General features: G+C 73.7%; 3 protein-coding genes. 2 read left to right on the top strand and 1 reads right to left on the bottom strand.

Going from position 1 to position 2,232, the window contains the following annotated elements:
* Both ACXJKL_RS19735 and ACXJKL_RS19730 read left to right on the top strand, forming a co-directional pair.
* On the top strand, positions 1 to 1,054 hold a 1,054-nt coding region (locus tag ACXJKL_RS19735; protein ID WP_457208700.1), incomplete at its 5' end, for a DnaJ C-terminal domain-containing protein.
* A gap of 13 nt (positions 1,055 to 1,067) precedes the next feature.
* Positions 1,068 to 1,808: a 16S rRNA (uracil(1498)-N(3))-methyltransferase gene (locus tag ACXJKL_RS19730; protein ID WP_457208699.1), complete on the top strand. Its 741-nt coding sequence runs from the start codon at positions 1,068 to 1,070 to the stop codon at positions 1,806 to 1,808.
* An 82-nt stretch (positions 1,809 to 1,890) separates the two neighbouring features.
* On the opposite strand, the gene ACXJKL_RS19725 is transcribed toward ACXJKL_RS19730, so the two are convergent.
* Positions 1,891 to 2,232: Gmad2 immunoglobulin-like domain-containing protein (locus ACXJKL_RS19725; RefSeq protein ID WP_457208698.1), on the bottom strand; the 342-nt coding region annotated here is incomplete at its 5' end.

Raw genomic sequence — 2,232 nt, 5'->3', positions numbered from 1 at the left:
GAAGTTCAAGGAGGTCTCCCGCGCCTACGAGGTCCTCTCCGACCCGCAGAAGCGGGCGGCGTACGACCGTGGCGGCGATCCGTTCGGCGGCGGCGCGGCCGGCTTCGGCCAGGGCCAGGGCTTCTCGTTCACCGACATCATGGACGCGTTCTTCGGCGGCGGCGCCCCCGGTGGTGGCGGCGGTGCCCAGGGCCGCGGTCCGCGGCAGCGGATGCGCCGCGGCCAGGACGCCCTGATCCGGCTCGACGTCGAGCTCGCCGAGGCCGCCTTCGGCACGACCAAGGACCTCAAGGTCGACACCGCGGTCGTCTGCACGACCTGCCACGGCGACGGCGCGTCGCCCGGCACCACACCGATCACCTGCGAGACCTGCCGTGGTGCCGGTGAGGTCGCCCAGGTGCAGCGCTCCTTCCTCGGCGAGATCCGCACCCTGCGCCCCTGCGCTGCGTGCCGCGGGTTCGGCCAGATCATCCCCGACCCCTGCCGCGAGTGCTCCGGCGACGGCCGGGTGCGGTCGCGCCGCAGCCTCACCGTCAAGATCCCGGCCGGTGTCGACCACGGCACCCGGGTGCAGCTCAGCGACCAGGGCGAGGTCGGCCCCGGAGGCGGTCCGCCCGGAGACCTCTATGTCGAGATCCACGTCGACGCGCACCCGACCTTCACCCGGCACGGCAACGACCTGCACTGCACGGTGACGCTGCCGATGACCGCGGGCGCGCTCGGCACGACGCTCACCCTGCCGCTGCTCGAGGCCGATCTGGGGACCGACGAGGACTCCGAGGTCCGCACCGACTACGACCTCGAGATCAAGCCCGGCACCCAGTCCGGGAGCGAGCACGTCCTGCGCGGGTTCGGGGTCCCCGGGCTGCGGGGCGGTCGGGGCGACCTCATCGTCACGGTGGTCGTCGACACCCCGACGCGGCTCGACGAGCGCCAGGAGGAGCTGCTCCGCGAGCTCGCCGCGATCCGCGGCGAGGAGTCGCCGGACGGGGCCGTCCGGGCGGCGCAGAAGTCGGTGTTCGGTCGACTGCGCGACGCGTTCAACCCCCACTGATCCGGCAGCACCCATGAGTCTTCCCGTCCACCTCGTCGCGTCGCTCGCGGGTGTCGCCGTCGGCGCCGTCGTCGAGGTGACCGGCGACGAGGCGCACCACGCCGTCGCCGTACGCCGCCTGCGCGTCGGTGAGCAGGTCGTGCTGACCGACGGCGAGGGTCGCTCGATCACCGGCTCGGTCGCCTCGACCGGCAAGCGCGTGTTCGGCGTCGAGGTCGGGTCCGTGGTCTCGGTCGACCGGCCGGCTCCCGCCTTCACCGTGGTGCAGGCGCTGCCCAAGGGCGAGCGCGGTGAGCTTGCCGTCGAGGTGCTCACCGAGGTGGGCGTCGACGTGGTCGTCCCGTGGGCCGCCTCGCGGTCGGTGGCGGTGTGGAAGGGCGAGCGTGCGGTGAAGTCGCACGCCAGGTGGCAGGCCACCGCCCGTGAGGCCGGCAAGYAGTCCCGCCGCTCCTGGTTGCCGACCGTGACCCCGCTGGCCTCGACCGACTCCGTCCGCGACCTGGTCGCCGACGCCGACCTGGCCGTGGTGCTCCACGAGGGCGCCACCGTGCCGCTGACGGGCGTCGACGTCCCGGCCGCGGGGAGGGTCGTCGTGGTGGTCGGCCCCGAGGGCGGGATCGCCCCGGACGAGCTCGCGCTGCTCGAGGCCGCCGGCGCCGTCACCGTCCGCCTCGGGGACGAGGTGCTGCGTACCTCGACCGCCGGGGTCGTCGCCGTCGCCGCGCTGCTCTCCCGCACCGACCGCTGGCGCTGACCGGGCGGTTTCGTCGCGCTGGATGGGACGAGCGCGACAGAAGTGCCCGGTCGGCCCATCCCAGCGCGCCGGACATGCCCGGTCAGCGCAGGGTGAAGTCCTTGCTGTCCTCGTGCGGTCCGGCACCCTCGGCTCCGCCGGAGGCGTCGTCGGTGCGGGCCACGAAGGTGTAGTCACCGGGCTCGAGGCCGGAGACATCGATGGACGCCTCCCACGGGTAGAGCTTGTCCGTCCAGCCCGCGGCCGTCGCGAAGCCCTCGAGCACGACCTTCTCGTCCTGGAGGATCTCGAACGGCACGGTGGCCTCGAAGGAGGACGCCACCCCGCTCGCCTCCAGGGTGTCGCCCTCGACGACCGCCCCCTGGGCGGGGGACGTCACGTTGACCAGGCTCGAGACCTCGAGGGCCGGAGCATTGGTGAAGGG

The sequence above is a fragment of the Nocardioides sp. P5_C9_2 genome (assembly GCF_054049555.1).
Note: the sequence above shows the minus strand (reverse complement) of the source record. Positions and strands in the feature narration are given on the sequence as shown.